Here is a 24,781-nt window from a genome sequence, read left to right as displayed (position 1 = left end):
GACGCAGGAGCGAGGAGCATGAACGCCACTGGACGAGACTCCATCACCCCCTACCCTCACATGCACGCTGGCTGGCAGGTCATGGCCATCAGCAACTTACCGCTGGTCGCCTTGCAGCCGCTGACGGTGCCCGTGTTGCTCCACTGCGTCGTCACCCCTATCGACGCGCGCGGCCGGCTCGCCGATAGTTCCCCTGCCCGGTTTCTCGGCTTGGCACCGGGTCATCCGATCAGCATCACCGCCGTCCCTCATGACGGTCGTCAGATCATCGATGTACGGCCTGGTGGCCCGAACGCCGTCACCCGGCAGGGCCACCTCCGCATCCCTGCGTATCTCCGTCACTTGTGCCGCATCGCAACCGGGGACCGGCTGCTTGTCGCGGCCATGCCAGGGCACGGCCTGACGGTCTACACGATGGATCTGCTCTCCGAAATCCTGAGCGGTTCGGCGCCGCCAGGGCGAGGGTGAGCAGCGCCGACATCGAAGCCGCCCGCCACGTGCTCGCGCGCCTCGGTGTCACCCCTGAACAGCTCCTGCAGAGTCAGCACGTACCCCTGTCGACGGTCCCAACTTTCGCCCAGTACATCCCGGTCGTCAGAGCGACCGTCTCGGTCGGCACCGGTCAGGCGTATTCGTCGTACTGGAATCGCATCACCGAACGATGGGGACAACGCGGCCTCGACGAGCCCTTGCCCAGCGAGATTGAACACTTCGCCATGACGATCCGCTCGAGCACCGTCATCCGCCGGAACGCACGTGGAGGTCGCTCCGCGGCTGAACACCTGATCGCCGCACTCCGCTGCGTCTATCGTCACGCTGAGAACGACGGCTATCTCCCGCCCGGGACAAACCCAGCTCTCAAGGTTGCCAAGCCCCGGAGGCTCGCCTCGACTCGGCGAGCGATCCCGGACGGACAGCTCGCCCAGATCAACCACATCACCGCCACCACTGGCAACGATCCTGCCCTGGACTCGCTCATCCTCAGACTCCATACCGAGACTGCCTGCCGAAGGGGTGGAGCACTCGCCATCACTCCCGCCGATCTCGACCCCGGCCCGTGCCTCGTTCGACTGGCCGAGAAGGGCGACACTGTCCGCTGGCAGCCCGTCTCCCCCACCCTGATGGCGCACCTGCAACACCACGCACAGACCCGTGCGACACCCCGTGACAGCCAACTTCTGCGCTACGCAAACGGCAGACCGATCACCAAGCGCCGCTACGACTACCTCTGGAGCCGAGTCGGCAAGCACCTGCCATGGGTGGCCACCCAGCAGATCACTACCCACTGGCTGCGGCACACAACGCTCACCTGGGTCGAACGAAACTTCGGCTACGCAACAGCCCGCGCTTACGCAGGTCACTCCGACAACGCGAACGCCGGAGCCACCGCTACCTACGTTCGCGCGAGTCTTCCCGAGATCGCGACGGCCCTTGCTGCCCTCACCGGCGAACCGCACCCTCTCGCCGGCAACTGAGCCACGCTGGGCGTCGATCGAACACGCTTCGACACCCAGCACGCACCCCTCCACAGGGCGACGGCACGGCCGCGCTGTCAGAGCGATTCGCTGCTAATCTCACCGTCATGACTACCTGCATTGCGCAGGTATGCCGCGGATTCGTGCTGGTGTCCCGCCTCTGGCACAAGCCGGCAGTTCGCTAACTGAGGATGCCGTGCGCGATGTTCCACTTCTTGGCGCTCTGGTAGGCGTCGACCATTCCCCAGATCCAGACCAGGAACACCATCGGGATGCCGATCAGGACGAAGACGAGCAGCCAGGACACGAAGTAGGCGATCATGATGGCGATCCCGATCCCGACGTTGCCGTTGATCAGCGAGCCGAGGCCGGGGATGAAGAACGACGCGACCAGCGCCAGCCCCGGGTTCTTCGCCGCTACCTGCTGCTGCGGGTAGCCCACGCCGTACTGCTGCGGGTACATCTGCTGCTGCGGATAACCAGCCTGCGGCGGGTAGCCCGGCTGCTGCGGGTATCCGGGTTGCGGCGGGTATCCGGGCTGCTGCGGCACGGGGTAGCCGGGCTGGTGCGGCACCGGGTAGTTCGGCTGCTGCGGCACCGGGTAGTTCCCGTACTGCGGACCGCCCGGCTGCTCGGCCTGCGAAGGAAGAATCGGCGCTTGCGGCAGCGGTGCCTGCTCCGACTGGTCCTGCGGCCGGTCCCGCTCCCCGTAAGGCTGGTCCGGATACTCCTGAGACATGCTTCTCCCCTCGTCCCCGAGCCCCCTCGGGATGGGAGTCACGGTAACGCTGTGTGTTGGTGCTGCCTAGTAGCTGGGCTGGATCGTGACGCTTGGTCAGAGCGAGGCGAGATAGGCCGCGCCTCGGGGGCTGAGCTCGTAGCCCGTTTCGAGACTGTAGGTCAGACCCAGGTTCTTCAGTTTGCGGACGTCGAGCTTGAAGCTCGCCGTGTCGCGGCCGAAGTCGGCGGCCAGGTCGCCGGCCCGGGTGGCGGGGCTGGCCTGGATCTTCTGCAGGATCGCGGTGGTCCAGACGCCGTGGCGGCTCAGCTCGTCGAGCTTGGCCAGGCGGGCGCGGAGGTCCTCGAGGTCTTCGGGGGTCAGCTCCGCGGTGGCGGCCAGCTCCTCGCGGGGGTCCGCGCCTTCGACCAGGTGGAACTTGATCAGGAAGGTCGGCCAGTCCTCGTTGCCGCGCAGCCGGCGGCGGACGTCCCTGGCGTTCTGCCGGTCGGCGGCGAAGATGTCGTCGTCGTAGTCGGAGATCAGGTCCGGGTTGACCTCCCGGACGCTCTTGATCTCGATCCGGCCGGCGTTGGTCCGGTAGATCCGGCCCTCGACGACGCGCGCCTCGGCCCACCGCCGGTACGCCGCGGTGATCTTGCCGGCCTCGACGCCGTCTTTGTCTGGTCCAGCGAACAACATGTCAAGCCTCCAGTGCTTTCGCCACGATCGGTGCCAGTTCGCGCAGCGCCTTGCCGCGGTGGCTGATCGCGTCCTTCTCCTCGACCGACAACTCGGCCGTGGTGCGGTCGTACCCCTCCGCCTGGAAGAGCACGTCGTAGCCGAAACCGCCGGTGCCGCGCAGCTCGCGGATCACCGAACCGGGCATCTCGCCGCGGACGATGACGTCGTCGGCGCCCTCCTGGACGAACGCGACAGCGGCCACGAAGGACCCGCCCCGGCGCTCGTCGGGAACGTCTTCCAGCTGGCCGAGGAGCAGTACGTTGTTCGCGTGGTTGTCCTTGGCCGGGCCCGACCAGCGGGCCGACAGGACGCCGGGCATCCCGTTCAGCGCGTCGACGCAGATGCCGCTGTCGTCCGCGATCGACGGCAGGCCGGTCGCGGCCAGCGCTGCATGCGCCTTCAGCAACGCGTTGCCCTCGAAGGTCGGCTCGGTCTCGGCCGGCTCGTCGTACGCCGCGACGTCGCCCAGCCCGAGCACCTCGATGCCGGGCACGATCGGCGCGAGGATGCGCTGGAGCTCCGCGAGCTTCTTCTGGTTGTTGGAGGCCAGTAGCACCTTGGTCACGCGAGCGCCTCCAGCTGCAGCTTCGTGAGGTCGGCGCAGCCCGCGATACCGAGGTCCAGCAGGCTGTTCAGCTCTTCGCGGTCGAACGGCGCGCCCTCGGCGGTGCCCTGCACCTCGATGAACTTGCCGTCGCCGGTGAGCACCAGGTTCATGTCGGTCTCGGCCCGGACGTCCTCCTCGTAGCAGAGGTCGAGCATCGGGGCGCCGTCGATGATGCCGACCGACACCGCGGAGACCGAGCCGGTCAGCGGCTCGCCCTTGAGCGCCTTACGGTCGCGCAGATAGGAGACCGCGTCGGCCAGCGCGACGTACGCGCCGGTGATGGCGGCCGTCCGGGTGCCGCCGTCGGCCTGCAGCACGTCGCAGTCGAGCAGGATCGTGTTCTCGCCGAGTGCCTTGTAGTCGATCACGGCGCGCAGCGAACGGCCGATCAGCCGGGAGATCTCGTGCGTCCGGCCGCCGATCCGGCCCTTCACCGACTCGCGGTCCGAGCGCGTGTTCGTCGAGCGCGGGAGCATCGCGTACTCCGCGCTCACCCAGCCCAGGCCGGACCCCTTGCGCCACCGCGGCACGCCTTCGGTCACGCTGGCCGCGCAGAGCACCCGGGTCCGGCCGAACTCCACCAGCACCGACCCCTCGGCGTGGTCGAGCCACTTGCGGGTCAGGGTCACCGGCCGAAGCTGATCAGGGGTACGTCCATCGATACGAGCCATGCCGGAAACCCTATGCCCGAATGCGCTCCACCTCCGCATCGACAGCCTGGCCTGTGGATAAGCCCACGGGCCGGAACTGGCTGAGCGCCATCCGGGCAGCCCACGGCGTCAGGTCACCGGCCCGGCGGCCCAGCCAGGGAACGCCCTCACGGACCATCCAGACCGCATCCGCCCACTTGGACGGCGCCTGCCCCACACAATCCAGCGCAGGCGGTACTGCGATCGGCAGCCCCTGTCGGTGCAGCTCGTCGGCGAAGGCCCGGGCCAGCCGGCGATGACCGCGTTCGCCGGGGTGTAGCCGGTCGACACTCCAGAAGTCGCGGCGGTAGACCTCGGGGTAGTCGGCCATGTCGATCCGGATTCCGCCGTACCGGGCGTGCAGTTCGTCGTACACGGCGTTGACCTGCTCGATCCGGCGCCACAGCGGTTGGCGCAACCACGCCGGCAGGCCGAACACCTGGCCGTGATCGTGGAACCGGACGGTCAGCAAGGTGGCGCCGCGCCCGGTCAACTGCTCCGCGCAGTGCTGGAGGCAGTCGCGGATCTGGCCCGGGTCGAAGCCCGATCGCATCGTGTCATTGACACCGACGATCAGGGAGGCGAGGTCGATCGGGCCGGTGCCCGTCGACGGGAGTTGGTCGGCCGCCACCATCGGCGCGGTGGCGCCGCTTTTGGCGAAGTTGGAGAACGTCACACGGTGGGAGCTGCCCAGGGAGTCGGCGAGCAGCGAGGCCCAGCCCCGCCACCCCTCCCCCGGGCGCGCACCGGCACCGGATAGGTCGGTTGTACTGCCGTTCATCGGGTCCCCGACACCCACGGTGGTCGAGTCGCCCAGTGCCACATAGTGGAGGCTCACATTCCATCATGGTGACGGTGCTGTCCGATGTCTGCGTGAGCCTGAGATGACCGCTTGGTTGACACCTCGGGATCAGAGGGGTGTTGAAGATCGGAACTGTTCAGACATAGGGTTTAGCAATCACCTACGTGCAGGAGTTGCTCGCATGAGTTCAGAAGACCTTCGGTTCGGCGTGGTGGGGCTCGGCGCCCGGAGCCGGCTCGCCAAGCACGCCCACTCCCCCGGCGAGGGGTCCCGGATCGTCGCGCTCTGCGATCCCGTCGAGGGGCAACGGGAGGCCGCGCTGACGGAGTACCCGGAAGCGCAGGCGTACGCCGACCATCGCGACCTGCTCGATCTGAAGCTGGACGGCGTCTTCATCACCACCCCCGACGACCTGCACGAGGACCCCGCGATCGACTTCCTCCAGGCCGGCGTCCCCGTCTTCGTGGAGAAGCCGCTGGCCATCACCACCTCGGGCTGCGACCGGGTGCTGCAAGCGGCGTACGAGAGCGGCACCCGCCTGTACGTCGGACACAACATGCGCCACATGCCCGTCGTCCTGACGATGCGCGACCTCATCCAGGCCGGCGCGATCGGTGAGGTCAAGGCGATCTGGTGCCGGCACTTCGTCGGCCACGGTGGCGACTTCTACTTCAAGGACTGGCACGCCGACCGCAGGCGCAGTACCAGCCTGTTGCTGCAGAAGGGTGCCCACGACATCGACGTGATGCACTGGCTGGCCGGCGGCTACACGACCCGGGCGAACGCGCTCGGCGGCCTCACCGTGTACGGCGGGATCGAGGACCGCCAGGATCGCTCCGGGCAACGCTTCTCGGAGTTCGTCTCGGAGGACAACTGGCCGCCGCTGTCGCAGACCGGGATGGCGCCGGTGATGGACGTCGAGGACCTGTCGATGGCCAATCTCCAACTGGACAACGGCGTTTTCCTCACCTACCAGCAGTGCCACTACACGCCGGACTACTGGCGCAACTACACGGTGATCGGCACGGCGGGCCGGCTGGAGAACTTCGGCGACGGACCGGGCGACGTCGTCAAGGTGTGGAACAGCAGGCGCTCCGGCTACCGCGAGGACGCCGACCAGGTGGTCGAGATCCCCGACGCCGAAGGCGGTCACGCCGGGGCCGACCCGCGACTGGTGGCGGAGTTCATCGGCTTCGTCCGCGATGGCGGTGCCACCTTGACCTCGGCGGTCGCGGCGCGTGCGGCGGTCGCGGCCGGCTATGCGGCGACCACCTCGCTCCGCACCGGCGGCGCCCCGATCGACGTCCCGCCGCTGGACCCGGCCTTGATCGAGTACTTCGACCGCGGCCAGACCCGCTAGCTCACTAGCCGGCGAGAAATTCCTTCAATACTTGACGAAGCGCGTCCGGCCGCTCACGCCAAGGCGAGTGGCCGGCGCCTTCGATCAAGCGAAACTCATGACCCGGTGCGTGCTTCGCAAGCTCCTGTACTGCGCTCACCGGGCGCGGGTCCCCTGCGCCGTGGATGAACCACACCGGCATGGTCAGACCCCTGACGTGAGCGGCCAACTCGTCGTCGGGCACCGCGTCGGCCTCGCCACTGAGCGCCCGGTTCGCGGCGAAGTTGATCGGGAACGGCACGTCGGCATCCTCGAGAGCCCAGGCCCACGCACTCCTGCGATCAGCATGATCGGTGAACCAGCTCAGGGCGCGAAACTCGGTTTCCTCTGCGGCGGTTCGCGTTTTCTGCTGCAGCGCAGTCAGCCGTTGCAGCTGCTCGGCGGTCATCCGGCGCCCTTGCTCCTCGTAGTAAAGCGTGTGCCAGTCGCCGATGCCGACCCCACTGAAGTGGCCGACCTTGGCGACCTGCTGCGGGTGGGCGGCAGCGTAGTTCACCGCGAGCTTCGCGCCGAAAGAGTGGCCGAGGACAACGATCTGGTCGTATCCCCAGTACCGCCGGAGCTCCTCGACGTCGTCCTGAAGGCGTTGCATCGTTTGGTTCCCGGACGGATCGGAGCCACCGCAGCCGCGCTGGTCGAAGCGGTGCACGATGGTCAGATCGTCCAGCATGGCGGCGACTGGCTCGAGGTAGTCCCAGAGGCCGGGGCCGCCGTGCAGCAGGACCACCGGCGGGGTTTTGGTTGCGACGCCGGTGGTCCAGGTGCGCAGGCGGATGCCGTCAGACAGGGTGACGAGGTCCACTAGATCTCGAAGGTGGCGTTCGGGGTGGCGATGAGAACCTCTCCCGGGTAGGTGCGGCGGGCCCCTATTCCCTGGGTTTCGCGGTCGAACCAGGGTGGGACGTGGGTGATGACGAGGCGTTTCGCCCCGGCGCGTTTGGCGTGTTCGCCCGCGTCGGCGGGCGTCAGGTGCAGGTCCGGTGGGTTGTTCGGGTCGTCGTCGCGCAGCGCGGCCTCGCACAGCATCAGGTCGGCTCCGCGGGCCAGCTCGATCAGCCCGTCGTTGGGGCCGGTGTCGCCGGAGTACACGATGGACTTGTTGCCGTACTCAACGCGGATCGCGTACGCCGGTACCGGATGCACCATCGGCAGAGTGCGGACGGTGAACGGCCCGATCCGCTGGATGTCCTGCCAGGTATGGAACTCCAGCTCTTCTTCCATCCCCGGATCCAGCGGCAGGTCGTACGCGAGCGCCATCCGCTCAGCGGACCCCGGGGGGCCGTAGACGGGGATCCTGGGCAGCGGCGACGACGGCGAGTACTTCGCCGCGACGTACAGCCCGCACAGATCCATGCAGTGGTCGGGATGTAGGTGGGACAAGGCGATCGCGCCGATTTCCGGCACGGACAGGTGGCGTTGCAGCGCGCCCAGCGCGCCGCTGCCGAGATCGAGAATGAGGTTGAACCCGTCGGCGGTGACCAGATAGCTCGAAGCAGGCGAGTCTGGCCCGGGGACGGACCCGGAGCAGCCGAGCACAGTGAGCTTCATATCTTGAACATTACCGGCGGGTTGCCGACTTCGCAGAGCGACCAGAGCGTCGCCGAGGGCAACCAAATCCTCTGGCGGGCCGGCCGCATCGTCAGCGGACCCAGGCGAACTGGTCGACGCCCGAGATCACCGGACCGAGGAAGCGGGTGCCGATCGAGGCGAACTCCTCCGGGCTGCCGGTGGTGACGAACCGGTGCCGGGGCGCGGGGAGGTCGTCGGGCCGGAGCAGCCCGCTCTTGGTGAGCACACGGTATACATCTTTGGCGCACTCCTCCGCACTGCTGACCAGGCTGACGTTGTCACCCATCACGTACGAGATGACGCCGGTCAGCAACGGGTAGTGGGTGCAGCCGAGGATGAGCGTGTCGACGCCGGCCTCGACCAGCGGATCGAGGTACTCGTGGGCGGCGGCGAGCAGCTCCGGCCCCGACGTCACCCCGGCCTCGACGAAGTCCACGAAGCTCGGGCAGGCCTGTGTCAGCAGGTGAACCTGGGGAGCGGCGGCGAAAGCGTCCTCGTAGGCAAGGGATGTCGCCGTTGCCTGCGTGCAGATCACGCCGACCTGCTGACTCCGGGTCGCCGCAACGGCGCGCCTGGCGGCCGGCAGGATCACCTCGACCACCGGTACGTCGTACCGCTCGCGGGCGTCCCTGAGCATCGCGGCGCTGGCCGAGTTGCAGGCGATCACGAGCATCTTCACGCCGGCCTCGACCAGGTGGTCCAGGCATTCCAGCGCGTACTCGCGGACCTCGGCGATCGGCTTCGGGCCGTACGGCTGGCGGGCGGTGTCACCCAGGTACAGGATCGGCTCGTGCGGCAACTGGTCGAGCACCGACCGCGTCACCGTGAGCCCGCCGAACCCTGAGTCGAAGATGCCGATCGGTGCGTCTGCCACGCTCCGAACTCTAGCCCTGCAGGCCTGGAATGCCGTTACCGGGCAGAGTTGAAGTAAGGCTTACCTAGCTTCGCAGAACGACACGCCGGAGTTATCCACATCTTTACTCTCAGGAATTGCAATGTGACGTGACGCAGGCCACTCTTATCGGATGTGTTTCCAACCGCCCCTAGCGATGCCATGAACCTGGTGGTCCAGATCGCGGTGGCTCACACCACCACCGGTGCACCGAACCCGCACCCCAGCAACGCCGCGGTGGCAGGCTCTGCCGCCGGTCAGGCTGTGGAGACGAACACGTCCAGTCCCAGCGCCGACCTCGCGTCGGCGATCGGCCCGATAGGCCTGCTGCTACTGGTCGCGCTCGCCGCCTTCGCCCTCTACCTCGTCTCGTTGTCCCTGCACCCGAACGCGAAATGCAATCGCTGCAACGGCGCCGGCCGGCACAAGGGCTACGTGTTCAGCTACGCCCAGCGTCCCTGCAGCAGCTGCAAGGGCCGGGGCGTCCATCCCCGGATAGGAAGAAAAGTGCTCTTCAAGACCTGACCGAGCTCGTCCCCGTCCGCCGCCGCCCGCCCGCGGCCGGACGGATCCGCCCGGCCGCCAAGCGCAGCCGCCAAGCCCAGCCGCTAGGCCCAAAGCTGGCCTTCGAGGCGGTCTTCGGCCTCGTCGATGGTGCCTTCGTAGGCGCCGGTCGACAAGTACTTCCAGCCGCCATCGGCGACCACGAAAGCGATGTCGGCCTTCTCGCCGTCCTGGATGCACTTGGCTGCCTGGCCCAGCGCCGCGTGCAGGATCGCGCCCGTCGAGATACCGGCGAAGATGCCTTCGTTGTCGAGGAGTTCACGGACCCGGCGGACAGCGTCCCGGGGGCCGACCGAGAAGCGGGCGTCGATCAGCGACGGGTCGTACAGCTCGGGGACGAAGCCCTCGTCCAGGTTGCGCAGGCCGTAGACCAGTTCGCCGTACCGGGGCTCGGCGGCGACGATCCGCACTTCGGGTTTGTGCTCGCGGAAGAACCGGCCCACGCCCATCAGCGTGCCGGTGGTGCCGAGGCCGGCGACGAAGTGCGTCACCGACGGCAGATCGGTGAAGATCTCGCGCGCGGTGCCGTCGTAGTGCGCGGCCGCGTTCGAGGGATTGCCGTACTGGTAGAGCATCACCCAGTCCGGGTGCTCCTCGGCGACCTGCTTGGCGACCCGGACCGCCTCGTTCGAACCACCCGCGGCGGGTGAGGAGATGATCTCCACGCCCCACATCCGCAGGATCTGCCGGCGCTCCAGCGAGGTGTTCTCCGGCATCACGCAGACCATCCGGTAGCCGCGCAGCTTGGCCGCCATCGCCAGTGAGATGCCGGTGTTGCCCGACGTCGGCTCGAGAATCGTGTTGCCCGGCCGGAGCCGGCCGTCCTTCTCGGCGTCGAGCAGCATCCGCAGCGCAGCCCGGTCCTTGATCGACCCGGTCGGGTTGTGGTCCTCCAGCTTGGCCCACAGCCGCACGTCACCCGAGGGCGAGAGCTTCGGCAGGCCGACCAGCGGAGTACCGCCGACCGAGTCGAGCAGGTTGTCGAAACGCACGGTCAGCCGCCGGCGACCGCGGGCAGTACGACGACCACGTCGCCGTCCTTGACGCCGGTGGTCAGGCCGCCGGTGAAGCGGACGTCCTCGTCGTTCACGTAGACGTTGACGAACCGGCGCAGCTCCTCCGGCTCACCCTCCACGATCCGCTCCTTCAGGCCCGGGTGGGCGCCGTTCACGTTGTCGAGGAACTCGGCCAGCGTGCTGCCGTCCCCGTTCACCGCCTTCTCGCCCCCGGTGTAGGTGCGCAGGATGGTCGGGACGCGAAGCTCGATCGCCATGTCAGTTGTCTCCTTGGTTGCTGTGGTCCGCCACGACCTTGACCTCTTCTTCGGTGACCGCGCCGTCGATGATCCGGTACGACCGGAACTGCACCGGCCCGTCGTACGACGGCGAGTCCGCGCCGTCGCGGGTGGAGACCAGCACGTAGTGCGCGCCGGGCTCGCCGGCCAGGTTGATGTCGGTCCGCGAGGGATAGGCCTCGGTGGCCGTGTGCGAGTGGTAGATCACGACCGGTTCCTCGTCGCGCTCGTCCATCTCCTTGTACAACCGGAACAAGTCACCCGAGTCGAACTCGTAGAACGTCGGCGACATCGCCGCGTTCAGCATCGGGATGAACCGCTCCGGCCGGTCCGACCCGGCCGGCCCGGCGACCACGCCACAGGCCTCGTCCGGATGGTCCCGGCGCGCGTGCGCCACGATCTCGTCGTACGTGGCCTGGTCGATGGTGAGCACGCCTCCACGATACGGAGCGGGCTGACGCCCCCCTGACAACCAGGGGGGCGCGTCCAGTATGTGGACTACCAGCGGTCGTGGACCTGCGGGCGGATCAGCTCGTCGTACACGGTCTGGACGACCTTCAGCTCGCCTGCCGTGAGCGGGGCCAGGGCTGCGGCGCCGACGTTGCCGGCCACCTGCTGCGGGTTGCGGGCGCCGGGGATGACGACACTGACGCCGGGCTGGTCGAGGATCCAGCGGAGCGCGAACTGGGCCATCGTGGCGTTCTCGGGAACGAGCGGGATGAGGCGTTTGACCGCCTCCAGGCCGGTCTCGAAGTCGACCCCGGAGAACGTCTCGCCGACGTCGAAGGCCTCGCCCTTGCGGTTGTAGTTGCGATGGTCGTCCGCGCCGAAGGTGGTGTTCTCGTCGTACTTGCCGGACAGCAGGCCGCTCGCCAGCGGGACCCGGGCGATGATGCCGACGCCGGCCCGCTCGGCGGCGGGGAGCACCTCGTCGAGGGGCTTGAGGCGGAAGGCGTTGAGGATGATCTGCACGGATGCGACGTTCGGCCGGGCGATCGCGGTCAGCGCTTCCTCACAGGTCTCCACACTCACCCCGTACGCCGAGATGCGCCCCTCGGCCACCAACGTGTCGAGCGCGTCGAAGACCGCGTCGGTCGAGTAGACCGGCGTCGGCGGGCAGTGCAGCTGGACCAGGTCGATCGTGTCGACGCCGAGGTTCTCACGGGAGCGGTCGTTCCAGGCGCGGAAGGCGTCCAGGTTGTAGTTCTCCGGCCGCTGCTCGACCCGGCGACCCATCTTGGTCGCCACGGTCAGCTCCGGGTGCTCCTTGAGCACCTGCCCGACCAGCCGCTCGCTCCGCCCGTCGCCGTACACATCAGCCGTATCGATGAAGGTGACCCCACCCTCGATCGCCGAGTTCAACACGTTGACCGCGTCACTCTCGTCAACCTCACCCCAGTCAGCACCCAACTGCCAGGCCCCAAGCCCGACCACGCCAACCTCACGCCCAGTACGCCCTAACGTCCGCTTCTCCATACCGTCAACCCTATGCGCCGCGGTAGGTGGATAGAAGCGGCTCCACCGGGCGGGGTGGGCGGGGAATCCGGCTCTGCTCGCCTGCCGGGGTGTCGGGCTTCGCTCGACGGAGGGTGGGGTCAGGTCTTGGCCAGTGTGATGGCGAGCTCGTTGCCTTCGGTGACATCGAGGGTCTGGGACAGGGTTTCTGCCATCAGCGTCTCTCGGTGCTCCTCGATCGCCTCGCGGGTTGCGGCATCCGCGCTCAGCCGCAGCTGGATGCGGTCGGTGATGTCGAGGCCTGCGCCGCGGCGGGCCTGCTGGATCAGGCGGATGACGTCGCGGGCGATTCCCTCGCGTTCGAGCGCCGGGGTGAGGTGGAGGTCTAGCATCACGAAACCGCCGTCGGACAGCAGTCCGCTCGCCTGTTGGGCGTGGTCGGCGCCGTCTGCGAGGACGGTCTCCAGGGTGTACTCGCCCTCCTGCAGGGTGATGCCGCCGGCCACCACGACACCGTCGGGTGAGACCGACCAGTCACCGCTCTTCGATGCCTTGATCACCGACTGAACCTCACGGCCCAGCCTCGGGCCGGCGGCGCGGGCGTTCACGGTCAGCTTTTGGGAGACCGGGGCGTCCACCTCGTGGATCTCGGTCAGTACGACGTCCTGCACGTTGATCTCCGCGCGCAGGATCGGTACCAACTGCTCCAGCGACTTCGCATCAGGCGTGGCGACAGTCACCGTTTGCAGCGGCTGCCGGCCGCGGATGCCCTCGGCCTTGCGCAGGGCCGAGGCGACCGAGCAGACCTCCCGCACGCGCTCCATCCGTGCCACCAAAGCATCGTCTGATGGAAGCTCGTCCACTGACGGCCAGTCGGTCAGATGCACAGACCGCCCACCCGTCAGCCCGCGCCAGATCTCCTCGGCCGTCAGCGGCAGCAGCGGCGCCACCGTCCGGGTGACCACTTCGAGCGCCGTGTAGAGGGTGTTCAGGGCGTCCTGGAAAGTCGCGCCCTGGTCATCCCAGAAGCGCTCGCGCGACCGCCGGATGTACCAGTTCGTCAGCACCTCCAGATAGCTGACCATCGACTCGCACGCCGACGCGATGTCGTACCGATCGAGCCGCTCCTCCACCTCACCGACGAATACCCGCAACCGGGCCAGCAGATAGCGGTCGAGCTCGACCTCCGATGACGCGGACCGAACAGCCGTGGCCGACGCCGCGTTCGCGTAGAGCCCGAAGAAGTACCAGGCGTTCCACAGCGGGATCATCACCTGCCGGACGCCGTCGCGGATCCCCTGCTCGGTGACGACCAGGTTGCCGCCGCGCAGGATCGGGCTCGACATCAGGAACCAGCGCATCGCGTCCGCGCCGTCGCGGTCGAACACCTCCCGCACGTCCGGGTAGTTCCGCAGCGACTTGCTCATCTTCTGCCCGTCGCTGCCGAGCACGATCCCGTGCGAAAGGCACGACGAGAAGGCCGGCCGGTCGAACAGCGCAGTCGCCAGGATGTGCATCGTGTAGAACCAGCCGCGGGTCTGGCCGATGTACTCGACGATGAAGTCGCCCGGGAAATGATGCTCGAACCAGTCCGTGTTCTCGAACGGATAGTGCACCTGGGCGAAACTCATCGACCCCGAGTCGAACCAGACGTCCAGGACGTCGGCCACCCGGCGCATCGTCGACCGCCCGGTCGGGTCGTCGGGATTCGGCCGGGTCAGCTCATCGACGTACGGGCGGTGCAGGTCCGGTACGGCGACGCCGAAGTCGCGCTCCAGCTCCTCGACCGAGCCGTACACGTCGATCCGCGGGTACGCCGGATCGTCCGACCGCCAGACCGGGATCGGCGAACCCCAGAACCGGTTCCGGCTGATCGACCAGTCACGCGCGTTCTCCAGCCACTTGCCGAACTGCCCGTGCTTGACGTGCTCCGGCACCCAGGTGATCTGCTCGTTCAGCTCGACCATCCGGTCCCGGATCCGGGTCACCTCGACGAACCAGCTCGACACCGCCTTGTAGATCAGCGGGTTGCGGCACCGCCAGCAGTGCGGGTAGCTGTGCACATAGCTGTCCTCGCGAACGAGTGCCCCGGCGGCACGCAGATCGCGGATGATCGGCCGGTTCGCGTCGAACACGTGCTGCCCGGCGTACGGCGGAACCACGGTGGTGAAGCGAGCCCCGTCATCGACCGTCAGCAGCGTCGGGATGCCGACCGCGTCGCAGGCGAGCTGGTCCTCCTCGCCGTACGCCGGAGCCATGTGCACCACGCCGGTGCCGTTCTCCGTGGTGACGTGGTCGGCCGCGATCACCTGGAAGGCGTTCCCGGTCCCCCACTTCGAGGCGTCCGCGAAGAAGTCGAACAACGGCGTGTACCGGCGGCCGATCAGCTCGGCCCCCTTCAACCGGCGGACCACCTCGTCGCCGAGGCCGGCCACGCCGCCGTGTTCTTCCGTGTACGCCGAAAGCCGCGCCTCGGCCAGCACGGTCGGCCGGCCCTCGGCATCGTTCACGACGACGTAGTCGATGTCCGGCCCGACCGCCATCGCCAGGTTGCTCGGCAGCGTCCATGGTGTGGTGGTCCAGGCGAGCAGCCGCTCGCCCGTCTCCAGCACCACCGCGACGGTCACCGACGGATCCTGCCGCGGCTGGTAGACATCGTCGTCCATCCGCAGCTCGTGGTTGGACAGCGGCGTCTCGTCGTTCCAGCAGTACGGCAGCACCCGGAGGCCTTCGTACACCAGGCCCTTGTCGTACAGCGTCTTGAACGCCCAGATCACCGACTCCATATAGTCGCGATTGAGCGTCTTGTAGTCGTTCCCGAAGTCGACCCACCGCGCCTGCCGGGTGACATAGGCCTGCCACTCGCCGGTGTACTTGAGCACCGAGTCCCGGCAGGCCTGGTTGAACTTCTCGATCCCCAGCTCGAGGATCTCGGCCTTCGTCTTCAGCCCCAGCACCCGCTGCGCCTCCAACTCGGCCGGCAGCCCATGCGTGTCCCACCCGAACCGCCGCTCGACCCGATGCCCGCGCATCGTCTGGTACCGCGGCACGACGTCCTTCACGTACCCCGTCAGCAGATGCCCGTAATGCGGCAGCCCGTTGGCAAACGGCGGCCCGTCATAGAAAACGAACTCGTTCGCCCCGTCCGTACCAGCCGCCCGTTGCTCGACCGACGCAATGAACGTCCCGTCCGTCTCCCAGTATTCGAGCACGTCACGCTCGAGCTGCGGGAACTCCGGACTCGCGGTCAGTCGGGTCTTGCCGGCCTTGGGGTAGCTCATTCGCCGATGGTATGCGGGTCGCCGCCACCGGCGCTCGACGATTACCCGACGCTGTGGACAAGTGTCAGCCGAGCCTCGCCACCTCCCCGCTTCTGCCTTTCAGCGGATGTTGTGGAGAAGCGCTGACTGGAGGTAGCCGAGCCAGTCGTAGAGGTCGTAGGTGAGGCGGCGGGGGTCGTCGTCGGGGAGTTTTTCCCAGACGCCGTAGTCGTCCTCTTCCTTGATGTCCAGGCGGGTGCCGATAGCCAGGCGGAGGTCGTTGAGGGCCCGGAGCCAGGCGAGCTGGTCGTCGCCTTCGAGCGGGATGCCGTCCTCGGGATGCGCCTCGAGGGCCTCCAGGACGCGTTTGGCGTCGGAGGCCTTGTTGTCGCGGAGGCCGCGCTCGGTGAAGCGCCGGAACTCCGCCGACGCGTTGTCGTCGGCCTTGTACGCGTCCGGCAGCAGCCGCTGCAGTACTACGTCCTCCGGCGGCGAGGTCGGCCCGTCGTTGTCGAGCAGCGCGGCCAGCGGGTCGCTCGACTCGGCGGCGCGCGGTGGCATCCCGTCGTACAGGAGCTCGACCAGGTTGCGGAGCAGGTTCGCCAGGATGTCCGCCTCGTGGTCGGCGAAACTGACGATCACGGTCTTCTTGCGCTTACGGAACCTCGTCACGACTTCTCACAGGTGGCCCACAGGCCGTAGTGGTGCATGGCTTCGACATCGCGTTCCATCGCCTCGCGGTTGCCGTTCGAGACGGCCGACTTGCCCTCTTCGTGGACCTGCATCATCAGCTTCTCCGCCTTGGCCTTGGAGTAGCCGAAATGGGTCTGGAAGACGAAGGTGACGTAGTCCATCAGGTTCACCGGGTCGTTCCAGACGATGGTCACCCACGGTGGGCTCAACTCGATCGCCTCGTCGATTTCGGGGCTCGCGAGTTCGCTCGGTGCGGTGGTCACTGGGCCATTCTCTCCATCATGGGTTCTCGGCTCGCAATAGGCTGCCCTTGTGAACGCTACGACAGCCTTGCTGACGGACCACTACGAGCTGACCATGCTGCAGGCCAGCCTGGCCGACGGCACGGCGCACCGCCGCTCGGTTTTCGAGCTGTTCGCCCGCCGCCTGCCCGACGGACGCCGGTACGGCGTGGTCGCGGGCGTGAACCGGCTCCTGGACGCGCTGGAGGCGTTCCGGTTCGACGAGCAGACGATCGCCTTCCTGGCCGACCGGGGCATCGTCGATCAGGCTACCCGCGACTGGCTGGCCGACTACCGGTTCACCGGCGACATCGTCGGGTACGCCGACGGCGAGATCTTCTTCCCGGGCTCGCCGGTCCTCGTGGTGGAGTCGAGCTTCGCCGAGGCGGTGCTGCTGGAAACCGTGTTCCTGTCGATCCTGAACCACGACTCCGCGGTCGCCTCGGCCGCCTCCCGGATGACCTGGTGGGCCGGCGGCCGGCCCTGTATCGAGATGGGCTCGCGGCGCACCCACGAGGAGGCGGCGGTCGCGTCCGCGCTCGCGGCGTACATCGCGGGCTTCGCGACCACCTCCAACCTGGAGGCGGCCCGCCGGTTCGGCATCCCGAGCGCCGGTACCGCCGCCCACTCGTTCACGCTGCTGCACGACACCGAGCGGGACGCGTTCGTCTCCCAGGTGGATGCCCTCGGCAAGGGAACGACGCTGCTGGTCGACACCTACGACCTGACCGAAGCGGTACGGACCGCGATCGAGGTGACCGGCACCGAGCTGGGAGCAGTACGGCTGGACTCCGGTGACCTGCCGTCGCTGGCCGGTCAGGTGCGCGAGCAGCTCGACGCCCTGGGTGCGACCAAGACCCGGGTGATCGTGACGAGCGACCTCGACGAGTACCAGATCGCCGCGCTCGCCCCGGCCTCCGTCGACGGCTACGGCGTGGGCACGTCGCTGGTGACCGGTAGCGGCTACCCGACCTGCGGTTTCGTCTACAAGCTGGTCGCCCGCGAGGACGCCGGCGGCACGATGGTGCCGGTGGCGAAGAAGAGCCCGGACAAGATCTCGATCGGCGGCCGCAAGTACGCACTACGCCGGCGAAGCGCGGCCGGGGTCGCCGAAGTGGAGCTGATCGGCGTCGGCCAGCCGCCGGTGGACGACGGCGACGACCGCGAACTCCTCAAGCCGCTGGTCGAGGCGGGCAAGATCATCGGCCGCACCACGCCAGCCGAGTCGCAGGCGCACCACCTCAAGGTTCGCGACGAGCTCCCCCGCAGCGCCAGCCAGCTCAGCCGCGGCGAGCCTGCCATCCCGACCGAATACATCGGCGACCTCACCGCCCGCAACCCGTTCGCGCCCCGGAGCAACAGATGAGCACCGCCGGACCCGAGGCAGCCGGTACTACGCCCGCCGCCGCCCCGCGCTGGGACCCGGAGGCGCCCGCCAGCGGCAGCGACATCCTGATCGCCCTGCGCTTCGCCGACCGCGCGGCCCGCAAGGCCATCGGCGACGAACTAGCAGGCACCGGCGTCCACACCGGCCAGGAGATCGTCCTCGCCAAACTGCTCCACCACGGCTCCCTCCCGGTCGCCCAACTCGCCAAGGTCCTGGACGTAGAGGTCCCCACCGCGACCCGCACCACCCAGCGCATGGAAGCCGCAGGCCTCGTCCGCCGCCTGAAAAACGACACCGACGCCCGCAAAGTCAGCATCGAACTGACCCCGCACGGCACCGAGGTAGCCCAAACCGTCGGCCGACTCCACACCCAGGCCGGCGACCGGGCCTGCCAGAACATCACCCCCGAAGACCGCCGCCACCTCCGCAACCTCCTCTGGACAATCACCGGCAACATCGAAGAACTCCCCGGCTGACCCCAAAGGCGGACCCGCCTTTGGGGCGCAGTGGCTGTACACAAGGGCAGGAAGTAGTCGGACGTTCGGCCTGGCGCCACGCTCACGGAGGCGGCGCCCGGCCGCAGTAAGGGCACTACTTCCTGCCGTTATGCACACTTTCCCATTCCGCAACTGGTTGCCATCGGCATCCGCTTCTGTTCCACCGTCAGCGGCCGGCGCCCAGGGATTCGGGGTCGCCGGAGAGTTTCTGGGCCAGCCAGACCGGGATGATCGAGATCACGATCATCGCGGCGGCGATCACGTTGACGATCGGGGCCTGGTTGGGGCGGAAGAGGTTGTTGAAAATCCAGATCGGGAGGGTTTGCTGCTGGGCGCCCGCCGTGAAGGTCGTCACGATGATCTCGTCGAAGGAGAGGGCGAAGGCGAGCAACGCGCCTGCCAGCAGAGCCGAGCGCAGCAGTGGGAAGGTGATCAGGCGGAAGGTGGTGAAGGCTGAGGCGCCGAGGTCCGCCGATGCCTGTTCCAGTTGCACGCCGGTACGCCGAAGCCGCGCGATCACATTGTTGAAGACCGTCACGATGCAGAACGTCGCGTGCGCGACCACGATCGTGATGAAACCCAGCTGCCAGCCGAAGATCGTCCGGAACGCGTTGTTCAGGGCGATCCCGGTGACGATGCCCGGCAGCGCGATCGGCAGGATGACCAGCAGCGAGACCGCGTCGCGGCCGTAGAAGCTGTACCGCTGCAGGGCGAACGCGATCATCGTGCCGAGCACGAGCGCGATCACCGTCGCGGCGATCCCCACCCGCACACTCACCCAGAGCGCGTCCAGCGCGCCCTGACTCTCGGCCGCGCGTTTCCACCACTCCAGGGTGAGATCGCGCGGCGGCCACGCGAACGTCTTGTTCACATTGAACGAGTTGATCAACACCAACCCGAGCGGTACATAGATCACGCCGAGGATCAACGCGGTCAAGACGCGCAACAAGATCTTGGTCGGCCGGGACAGCGTCATAAGAGCAACTCCGTTGCGGTCATAGCGACTCCATCGCGCCGGTACGCCGTACTGCGGCCAGGTAGACCAGCATGACCACGACCGGCACGGTCGCCACCGCCGCCGCGAAGGGCAGGTTGTTCGCCGCCCCCACGTTGTCGTAGACGACATTGCCGAGCAGCTGGTTGGTGCCGCCGACGATCCGGACGGCGATGTAGTCACCCAGCGACAACGAGAAGGTGAAGATCGACCCCGCCACCACCGCCGGGAAGACCACCGGCAACACGATCCGGCGTACCGTCGCCGCGGTCCTCCCACCGAGGTCGGCCGATGCCTCCAGCAACGAGTTGGGCAACCGTTCCAGCCCGGCATAGATCGGCAGGATCATGTACGGCAACCACAGATAGGACAGTGTGACGATCGTTGCCGTCAGCCCATAACCGGGCGAGTCCAGCCCGACCAGGCCGAACAGCGACGACACCAGCCCACCCTCGGAGAACATCCCGCGCCACGCATAGGCCTTGACCAGATAGCTCGCCCACAACGGCATCAGAACGGCGACCAGCAGGAACCGCCGCAACCCCGGCCGCGCCACCTTCGACATGTAGAGCGCGATCGGAAAAGCGACCACAGCGTCGATCACGGTCACCAGGACGGCGACCCCGATCGTCCGCAGCGCAATGGTCCGGTACACCTCGACCGTGAACAGCGTCCGGAAACTGTCCAGCGACCAGTCCCGCTCGATCGCCCCGGTGAAACTGTTCTGCGACCACAACGCTGTCACGAACAAGGCCGCCAGCGCACCCAGATACGCCACCCCGAGCCACGCCATCGGCGGCCCGAGCAACAACCCCAGCCGGAGCCTGGGATGGCGGTACAGCACGTTGCCGCGCCGTACCGCCCCACTGGCAAGCCCTGTGCTCAGCCCTTGATCTGGGTCCACGCCTGGGTCCACTTGCCGTAGTCGGTGCACTTGACATCGGTACGGCCGTCGAGGCACTGCTCGATCGGGGTGGTCCAGTACCAGATCTTCTCGGAGTAGGCCTGGTCACCGGCATGGAAGGTGGTGCAGTGCGTCTTGTCCGCGGTCAGCGCGCAGGCCTTGCCGTTGGCGGGCGACTCACCGAAGTACTCGGCGACGGCCGCGTTCGCCTCCGGGCTGACGATGTGGTCCATCCACAGGTAGCCGCAGTTCTTGTTCTTCGAGGTGGCGCTGAGCATCCAGGTGTCCGACCAGCCGGTGACGCCCTCGGTCGGGACCGTCACCTGGACCGGGACCTTCTCGCCGGTCGCCACGTTCGCGATCACCTGCCAGGTGGTGCCGATCACCGAATTGCCGCTGGTGAACGCCTGCACCTCCTTGAGGTAGTCCGACCAGTACTCCGACACCAACGTCTTCTGCTGCTTCAGCAGGTCGACGGCCGCCTGCAGCTGGGTGTCGTCCAGCGCGTAGGGGTTCTTGATCCCCAGGTCGGGCTTCTTGGCCATCAGGTACATCGCGGCGTCGGCGATGTAGATCGGCGAGTCGTACGCCGTCACCTTGCCCTTGTACGGCGAATCGGCCTCGAACACCGCACTCCAGCTGGTCGGTGGAGTGGTGACCTTGTCGGTCCGCCACATCAGCAGGTTCGCGCCGTACCCGTGCGGGATGCCGTACATCTGGCCCTTCACCGAGTTCCACGGCCGGTCCTTCAGGAACGGGTAGACGTCGGAGTAGTTGGGCACGAGATCGGTGTTGACCGGCTCGACCACGCCACCGGCGATCAGCCGCAGCGACGCGTCGCCCGACGCCGACACCACGTCGTACTGGCCGGTCTTCATCAGGCTGACGGCCTCGTCGGAGGTACCGAACGTCTTCACGGTCACCTGGCAGCCGGTCTTCTTCTCGAACGAGCTGACCCAGTCGACCTTCGGATCGTTCGAGCCGTCCTCGGCATAGCCGGGCCAGGCGAGCACGCTCAGCTTGCCCTCGCCGGCGCCGAGCTTGTCGAGTTTCGGCAGGTCCGGCGCGGTGAAGCCGGCGTCGCTCTGGGCGCCGCCGGAGCTGTCGTCCGACGTACCGCAGGAGGCTGCCACCAAGGTGAGGGCGCTCAGGCCCACGAGCAGAGTGAGTTTCTTCATCGGAGCTCCCTGACTGAGGAGATAGGGGTTTGGTCGGAGATGGACACTGCGTGTTCACGGCGCCAGCTGAGCCGGACTGCTTCCCCCCGGCGGCCCAGGCTGCCCTCGGCGGAGCCCTGCGCGTTCTGCTCCAGAACGAGCAGCGTTCCGCCCGCGTCGAGGTCGACGACCGACTGCGTCGCCGACCCCAGATAGACGACCTCACGAACCACCCCGGTCGCCGTACAGCCATCTGTCTCCACCACAGCGGAGACAGGCAGCATCCTGATCTTCTCGGGCCGGACGGTGAAGGTCCCGGCGGTGCCGAGTACTGCGACCGCGACCTCCCCTTCCAGCAGGTTCGAGGTACCGACGAAGCCCGCGACGAAGGCCGTCGCGGGGTGTTCGTAGAGCTCGGCCGGTGCGGCGAGCTGTTCGATCCGGCCACCGTTGAAGACGGCGATCCGGTCGCTCATCGTCAGCGCCTCCTCCTGGTCGTGGGTGACGAAGACGAAGGTGATGCCCGCCTCGCGCTGCATCGCCTTCAGCTCGATCTGCATCTCCCGGCGCAGCTTCAGATCGAGCGCGCCGAGCGGCTCGTCCAGCAGCAGCACCTTCGGCCGGTTGACCAGCGCGCGGGCCAGCGCGACTCGTTGCCGTTGACCACCGGATAGTTGATGAGGGCGCCTTTCCGCAAACCCCTGCAGCCGTACGGTTTCCAGCGCCTCCACCGCTCGCTTCCGGCGTTCGCGACGCTCGACCCGCTTCACCCGCAGCCCGTACTCGACGTTCTGCAGCACGCTCATGTGCGGGAACAGCGCATAGTCCTGGAAGACCGTGTTCACATCCCGCGCGTACGGCGGTAGCGCGGTGACGTCGACTCCGCCGAGGAGCACCTGCCCGGCCGTCGGCGTCTCGAAGCCGGCCACCATCCGCAGGACGGTCGTCTTGCCCGAACCGGACGGCCCGAGCATCGAGAAGAACTCGCCCTCCGCCAGGTCCAGGTCGATCCCGTCGACGGCGGTGACGTCGCCGAAGGTCTTGGTCAGCCCGCGCAGGCTGATCGCGGTCGCCGTCTTGGTCTCGGTCACTGTCATCTCAGATCGCCGACATCACGTGCTTGACCCGGGTGTAGTCCTCCAGGCCGTACATCGACAGATCCTTGCCATGGCCCGAATGCTTGAACCCACCGTGCGGCATCTCGGCCACCAAAGGGATATGGGTGTTGATCCACACGCACCCGAAATCGAGCGCCGCCGACATCCTCAGCGCCCGGCTGTGATCGGTTGTGAAGACACTCGACGCCAGCCCGTACTGCACGCCGTTGGCCATCCGCAGCGCCTCGGCCTCGTCAGCGAAGGTCTGCACGGTGATCACCGGCCCGAACACCTCGTCCTGGATCATCTCGTCGTCCTGCCGCAACCCGGTGACGATCGTCGCGTCGTGGAAGAACCCGTCGGCCAACGCACCACCCGACCGTTCACCACCCAGTACTACGGACGCATGCGCGGGCTTGCGCGCCAGGAAGCCACGGACCCGTTCGAGCTGCATCGCGTTGTTCAGCGGACCGAACAGCGCATCCTCGTCATCGGCCAACCCCGGTTTCGCGTTGTCGCGCGCCCAGCCGGCGAGGGCTTCGACGAACGCGTCGTGCTGGCTTTCGTGCACGAGCACCCGGCAGGCCGCCGTACAGTCCTGGCCCGCGTTGAAGTAGCCGCCGACGCCGATCGCCTCGGCTGCCGCCGCGAGGTCCGCATCCTCGAAGACGACCGCCGGTGCTTTACCGCCCAGCTCCAAGTGGGTGCGTTTGAGGTCGAGCGCCGCGGTACTCGCGACCTGCATGCCGGCGCGGGTCGAGCCGGTGATGCTGACCAGCTGTGGCGTCGGGTGCTCGACCAGCGACTGGCCGGTGTCGCGGTCACCGCAGACGACGTTGAGCACTCCGGGCGGCAGGATCTCCGCCGCGAGCTCGGCCAGCATCACCGTGCTCACCGGGGTCGTCTCAGCCGGTTTGAGGACGACGGTGTTGCCGGCGGCAAGGGCCGGGGCGAACTTCCAGATCGCCATCATCATCGGGTAGTTCCACGGCGTGATCTGACCGACGACGCCGATCGGCTCCCTCCGTACATAGGAGGTATGCCCGGCCAGGTACTCACCAGCCGACTTGCCTTCCAGCATTCGGGCAGCACCGGCGAAGAAGCGCAGCTGATCGATCAGTACTGCGAGTTCCTCGGTGCGGGTCAGCTCGAGCGGCTTGCCGGTGTTCTGCGACTCGGCGATGACGAGGTCGTTGCCACGAGCCTCGATCAGGTCGGCGAGCTTCAGTAGGCCGCGCTGCCGGTCCGATGGCGTGGCCGCGGCCCAACCAGGCGCGGCGTCGGCGGCGGCGCGGTAAGCCAGGTCGATGTCTTCGGCTCCGGACAGCGGCGCCGTCCCGAACGCCTTACCCGTGGCCGGATCGACCAGTTCACTGGTGGCGCCTGAGAGCGCGTCCCGGGGTGTCCCGTTGATCAGATTCCGAACGATTCGCATGAACGCTCCTCCGACTCAGGGCGCTAAACATATGAAATCAGATGTTAAAGTTCAAGCGATCGGCTTGAATACTCCGGAAACGTGTCGGAGCTGTTGCTGGGAGGTGGGGGCGTGGCGCTGCGGTTCTACGGGAGTGGGGCGGCGGCGGTGTTCGCGCCGCTGGAGTCGCTGAGCCGGTCCGAGCTGGTCGCCCGGCGGCTCACCGACGCGATCGCGCTCGGTTTGCTGCCCGATGCCGAGCAACTCCCCGGCGAGGCCGACCTGGCCGGCATCTTCGGCGTCTCGACCACGACCATCCGCGAAGCCCTGTCGTCACTCAGGTTGCGCGGGCTGATCGACACCCGGCGCGGCCGTGGCGGCGGCAGTTTCGTCCGGGCGCAGGAGAAGATCTCCACCGAGATCGTCCGCGACCGGCTGGACGAGCTGAGCCTCGCCGATCTGCGCGACCTCGGCGACCACTACTCCGCCATCGCCGGTACGGCCGCTCGCCTCGCGGCCGAGCGCGCGACGCCTGAGGACGTCGATCGGCTGACCGGGGTCTGCGACGCGTTGGAGCATGCCGAAGGCGCGGGCGCCAGGCGTCGGGCCGATGCCCAGTTCCACATCGAAGTTGCCGCGACGGCGCAGTCAACCCGGCTCTACCGCGCCGAGGTCAGCCTGCAGGCCGAGGTCGGAACCCTGCTCTGGCTGGCTTTCGGCGACGACGAGAGCCACCGGCTGACCGTGCAGAGCTGCCGCGAAGTGGTCTCCGCGATCGGACGCGGTGACAGCGAAGCCGCCCGCGCCGCGGCCGAGGAACGCGTGGCGGACTCGACGGCACGACTGATCGACCTCAGACTGACTCTGGAAGACTGACCGTGAGGCATGG

27 protein-coding genes are annotated in these 24,781 nt (G+C 67.7%); 7 read left to right on the top strand and 20 right to left on the bottom strand.

Translation table 11 applies throughout. From position 1 onward, the window contains the following. Nucleotides 1-18: 18 nt before the first annotated feature. The gene (locus G3I17_RS06020) at nucleotides 19-468 is read left to right on the top strand and encodes a hypothetical protein (protein ID WP_164594875.1); all 450 of its coding nucleotides are present in this window, start codon (nucleotides 19-21) and stop codon (nucleotides 466-468) included. Further along, nucleotides 465-1,475 (top strand): site-specific integrase, encoded by a 1,011-nt coding sequence (locus G3I17_RS06015; protein ID WP_164594874.1) that lies wholly within the window; start codon nucleotides 465-467, stop codon nucleotides 1,473-1,475. Before G3I17_RS06020 ends, G3I17_RS06015 begins: the two co-directional genes overlap by 4 nt. A gap of 181 nt (nucleotides 1,476-1,656) precedes the next feature. Here the strand turns inward: G3I17_RS06015 and G3I17_RS39690 are convergent, their stop codons facing one another. From G3I17_RS39690 to G3I17_RS05990, 5 genes are all read right to left on the bottom strand, one after another. After that, the gene (locus G3I17_RS39690) at nucleotides 1,657-2,214 is read right to left on the bottom strand and encodes a hypothetical protein (RefSeq protein WP_203589791.1); all 558 of its coding nucleotides are present in this window, start codon (nucleotides 2,212-2,214) and stop codon (nucleotides 1,657-1,659) included. A gap of 96 nt (nucleotides 2,215-2,310) precedes the next feature. Then, entirely contained in the window at nucleotides 2,311-2,895 is a 585-nt protein-coding gene (locus G3I17_RS06005; protein WP_164594873.1) for a hypothetical protein, read from the bottom strand. Between the two features lies 1 nt (nucleotide 2,896). Further along, nucleotides 2,897-3,502 (bottom strand): RdgB/HAM1 family non-canonical purine NTP pyrophosphatase, encoded by a 606-nt coding sequence (gene rdgB, locus G3I17_RS06000; protein WP_164594872.1) that lies wholly within the window; start codon nucleotides 3,500-3,502, stop codon nucleotides 2,897-2,899. Continuing rightward, on the bottom strand, nucleotides 3,499-4,215 hold the full coding sequence (rph, locus tag G3I17_RS05995; RefSeq protein ID WP_164594871.1) for a ribonuclease PH: 717 nt from the start codon (nucleotides 4,213-4,215) through the stop codon (nucleotides 3,499-3,501). Before rph ends, rdgB begins: the two co-directional genes overlap by 4 nt. A 10-nt stretch (nucleotides 4,216-4,225) precedes the next feature. Beyond that, nucleotides 4,226-5,071 carry an SGNH/GDSL hydrolase family protein gene (locus G3I17_RS05990; RefSeq protein WP_203589790.1) on the bottom strand — a complete coding sequence of 282 codons (846 nt, stop codon included), beginning with the start codon at nucleotides 5,069-5,071 and terminating at the stop codon, nucleotides 4,226-4,228. A gap of 145 nt (nucleotides 5,072-5,216) precedes the next feature. On the opposite strand from G3I17_RS05990, the gene G3I17_RS05985 reads away from it, so the two are divergent. Further along, nucleotides 5,217-6,395 carry a Gfo/Idh/MocA family oxidoreductase gene (locus tag G3I17_RS05985; RefSeq protein WP_164594870.1) on the top strand — a complete coding sequence of 393 codons (1,179 nt, stop codon included), beginning with the start codon at nucleotides 5,217-5,219 and terminating at the stop codon, nucleotides 6,393-6,395. A 4-nt stretch (nucleotides 6,396-6,399) separates the two neighbouring features. On the opposite strand, the gene G3I17_RS05980 is transcribed toward G3I17_RS05985, so the two are convergent. From G3I17_RS05980 to murI, 3 genes are all read right to left on the bottom strand, one after another. Beyond that, nucleotides 6,400-7,236 carry an alpha/beta hydrolase gene (locus tag G3I17_RS05980; protein ID WP_164594869.1) on the bottom strand — a complete coding sequence of 279 codons (837 nt, stop codon included), beginning with the start codon at nucleotides 7,234-7,236 and terminating at the stop codon, nucleotides 6,400-6,402. Beyond that, nucleotides 7,236-7,982, bottom strand: a complete 747-nt coding sequence (locus G3I17_RS05975) for an MBL fold metallo-hydrolase (RefSeq protein ID WP_164594868.1) — start codon at nucleotides 7,980-7,982, stop codon at nucleotides 7,236-7,238. The genes G3I17_RS05980 and G3I17_RS05975 overlap by 1 nt, the downstream gene beginning before the upstream one ends. A gap of 91 nt (nucleotides 7,983-8,073) precedes the next feature. Beyond that, the gene (gene murI, locus G3I17_RS05970; RefSeq protein ID WP_164594867.1) at nucleotides 8,074-8,877 is read right to left on the bottom strand and encodes a glutamate racemase; all 804 of its coding nucleotides are present in this window, start codon (nucleotides 8,875-8,877) and stop codon (nucleotides 8,074-8,076) included. A gap of 180 nt (nucleotides 8,878-9,057) precedes the next feature. On the opposite strand from murI, the gene G3I17_RS05965 reads away from it, so the two are divergent. Further along, nucleotides 9,058-9,420: a hypothetical protein gene (locus tag G3I17_RS05965; RefSeq protein WP_164594866.1), complete on the top strand. Its 363-nt coding sequence runs from the start codon at nucleotides 9,058-9,060 to the stop codon at nucleotides 9,418-9,420. 83 nt (nucleotides 9,421-9,503) lie between these two features. Here G3I17_RS05965 and G3I17_RS05960 read toward each other — a convergent pair whose 3' ends face one another. From G3I17_RS05960 to clpS, 7 genes are all read right to left on the bottom strand, one after another. Next, a complete protein-coding gene (locus G3I17_RS05960) occupies nucleotides 9,504-10,451 on the bottom strand; it encodes a cysteine synthase family protein (RefSeq protein ID WP_164594865.1) in 948 nt (315 codons plus the stop codon). Between the two features lie 2 nt (nucleotides 10,452-10,453). Continuing rightward, nucleotides 10,454-10,732 (bottom strand): MoaD/ThiS family protein, encoded by a 279-nt coding sequence (locus G3I17_RS05955; protein WP_164594864.1) that lies wholly within the window; start codon nucleotides 10,730-10,732, stop codon nucleotides 10,454-10,456. 1 nt (nucleotide 10,733) lies between these two features. Then, nucleotides 10,734-11,186, bottom strand: a complete 453-nt coding sequence (locus G3I17_RS05950; protein ID WP_164594862.1) for a M67 family metallopeptidase — start codon at nucleotides 11,184-11,186, stop codon at nucleotides 10,734-10,736. A 65-nt stretch (nucleotides 11,187-11,251) separates the two neighbouring features. After that, on the bottom strand, nucleotides 11,252-12,229 hold the full coding sequence (locus G3I17_RS05945) for an aldo/keto reductase (protein ID WP_164594860.1): 978 nt from the start codon (nucleotides 12,227-12,229) through the stop codon (nucleotides 11,252-11,254). 119 nt (nucleotides 12,230-12,348) lie between these two features. Then, the gene (gene ileS / locus G3I17_RS05940; protein ID WP_164594858.1) at nucleotides 12,349-15,489 is read right to left on the bottom strand and encodes an isoleucine--tRNA ligase; all 3,141 of its coding nucleotides are present in this window, start codon (nucleotides 15,487-15,489) and stop codon (nucleotides 12,349-12,351) included. A gap of 99 nt (nucleotides 15,490-15,588) precedes the next feature. Beyond that, the gene (locus tag G3I17_RS05935; RefSeq protein WP_164594856.1) at nucleotides 15,589-16,140 is read right to left on the bottom strand and encodes a DUF2017 domain-containing protein; all 552 of its coding nucleotides are present in this window, start codon (nucleotides 16,138-16,140) and stop codon (nucleotides 15,589-15,591) included. Continuing rightward, nucleotides 16,137-16,388, bottom strand: a complete 252-nt coding sequence (gene clpS, locus G3I17_RS05930) for an ATP-dependent Clp protease adapter ClpS (RefSeq protein ID WP_343238228.1) — start codon at nucleotides 16,386-16,388, stop codon at nucleotides 16,137-16,139. The genes G3I17_RS05935 and clpS overlap by 4 nt, the downstream gene beginning before the upstream one ends. A gap of 130 nt (nucleotides 16,389-16,518) precedes the next feature. On the opposite strand from clpS, the gene G3I17_RS05925 reads away from it, so the two are divergent. Together G3I17_RS05925 and G3I17_RS05920 are read left to right on the top strand one after the other, a co-directional pair. Continuing rightward, nucleotides 16,519-17,808: a nicotinate phosphoribosyltransferase gene (locus tag G3I17_RS05925; RefSeq protein ID WP_203589861.1), complete on the top strand. Its 1,290-nt coding sequence runs from the start codon at nucleotides 16,519-16,521 to the stop codon at nucleotides 17,806-17,808. Further along, the gene (locus tag G3I17_RS05920; RefSeq protein WP_164594850.1) at nucleotides 17,805-18,305 is read left to right on the top strand and encodes a MarR family transcriptional regulator; all 501 of its coding nucleotides are present in this window, start codon (nucleotides 17,805-17,807) and stop codon (nucleotides 18,303-18,305) included. The genes G3I17_RS05925 and G3I17_RS05920 overlap by 4 nt, the downstream gene beginning before the upstream one ends. 187 nt (nucleotides 18,306-18,492) lie before the next feature. Here G3I17_RS05920 and G3I17_RS05915 read toward each other — a convergent pair whose 3' ends face one another. From G3I17_RS05915 to G3I17_RS05895, 5 genes are read right to left on the bottom strand one after another with little or no spacing between them, the layout of a single operon-like run. After that, a complete protein-coding gene (locus G3I17_RS05915) occupies nucleotides 18,493-19,302 on the bottom strand; it encodes an ABC transporter permease (RefSeq protein ID WP_164594848.1) in 810 nt (269 codons plus the stop codon). A gap of 19 nt (nucleotides 19,303-19,321) precedes the next feature. Beyond that, on the bottom strand, nucleotides 19,322-20,206 hold the full coding sequence (locus G3I17_RS05910; protein ID WP_239062281.1) for an ABC transporter permease: 885 nt from the start codon (nucleotides 20,204-20,206) through the stop codon (nucleotides 19,322-19,324). Continuing rightward, nucleotides 20,203-21,402, bottom strand: coding sequence for an ABC transporter substrate-binding protein (locus G3I17_RS05905; protein WP_164594846.1), 1,200 nt, complete (start codon nucleotides 21,400-21,402; stop codon nucleotides 20,203-20,205). Before G3I17_RS05905 ends, G3I17_RS05910 begins: the two co-directional genes overlap by 4 nt. After that, nucleotides 21,399-22,478: an ABC transporter ATP-binding protein gene (locus G3I17_RS05900; RefSeq protein ID WP_164594844.1), complete on the bottom strand. Its 1,080-nt coding sequence runs from the start codon at nucleotides 22,476-22,478 to the stop codon at nucleotides 21,399-21,401. Before G3I17_RS05900 ends, G3I17_RS05905 begins: the two co-directional genes overlap by 4 nt. A 1-nt stretch (nucleotide 22,479) precedes the next feature. Then, entirely contained in the window at nucleotides 22,480-23,913 is a 1,434-nt protein-coding gene (locus G3I17_RS05895) for a gamma-aminobutyraldehyde dehydrogenase (RefSeq protein WP_164594842.1), read from the bottom strand. A 111-nt stretch (nucleotides 23,914-24,024) separates the two neighbouring features. Between G3I17_RS05895 and G3I17_RS05890 the strand changes: the two genes are divergently transcribed. Further along, complete coding sequence (locus G3I17_RS05890; RefSeq protein WP_164594840.1) at nucleotides 24,025-24,768, top strand: FCD domain-containing protein; 744 nt, start codon at nucleotides 24,025-24,027, stop codon at nucleotides 24,766-24,768. Nucleotides 24,769-24,781 lie beyond the last annotated feature (13 nt).

The sequence above is a fragment of the Streptomyces sp. SID13031 genome (genome assembly GCF_010548305.1).
Lineage (GTDB): Bacteria > Actinomycetota > Actinomycetes > Propionibacteriales > Kribbellaceae > Kribbella.
This window is presented reverse-complemented; position numbering and strand designations above follow the sequence as displayed.